The sequence below is a fragment of the Pseudomonas sp. MD195_PC81_125 genome (genome assembly GCF_014060985.1).
Classification (GTDB): domain Bacteria; phylum Pseudomonadota; class Gammaproteobacteria; order Pseudomonadales; family Pseudomonadaceae; genus Aquipseudomonas; species Aquipseudomonas parakoreensis.
Map to the genome: position 1 here is coordinate 1 of NZ_JABULD010001007.1, position 602 is coordinate 602.

A 602-nucleotide genomic window follows, 5' to 3' on the forward strand; every position below is an offset into this window, starting at 1 on the left:
ATAGCCGCCCCAAAAACCTGAGAACTCGTTTCTGCCTGATACACCGCGCTGAATGGATCTGGGGCTACGCCACCCATCGGGGATAAATCCCCTCGCCACAACGGTGTGTCTATTTCCGGGTATTAAMCTAAACGGATAAAGCGTAAGTACGTTTTTTGAATAACGCCAACCCCCCTCTTATATATAGCCAACAACGCTAACGCGTAGCACGACTAATCGCTTTTGTGCGCGAATCCTGATTATTCGATTCTGTACTGAAAACAGATGTGAAAAATTTGCCAAAAGCTGAAAACCAACTAGCGTGATAATTCCAAAGTAATAGGAGAAATTCCCAACCACATCTGCCGCAAGCCTCTGGAATGGGCCTCTTCGGGCAGCAGCTTTATGCCATCAGCCTTTTCATAAGTCATTCATTAACAATGGAATGTGGCCATGAACTGATCTAAGTCAGCTGTTTGAACAGACAACGGCACTACGCTGTGAACTCTTCTCTCCTGCAATGGAGTCATGCAATGTCTGAAGCTCCCGGAAAACTACGACTCGGTGCACTGGTTGCATTGGTAGTCGGTTCAATGATCGGTGGCGGGATATTCTCTTTGCCA

Annotated in this window: 1 protein-coding gene; it reads left to right on the top strand. The window is 46.9% G+C overall.

Going from position 1 to position 602, the window contains the following annotated elements:
* Positions 1-512: 512 nt before the first annotated feature.
* Positions 513-602, top strand: a 90-nt coding sequence (locus tag HT737_RS32285) for a hypothetical protein (protein ID WP_306287338.1), incomplete at its 3' end; no start/stop codon positions are given.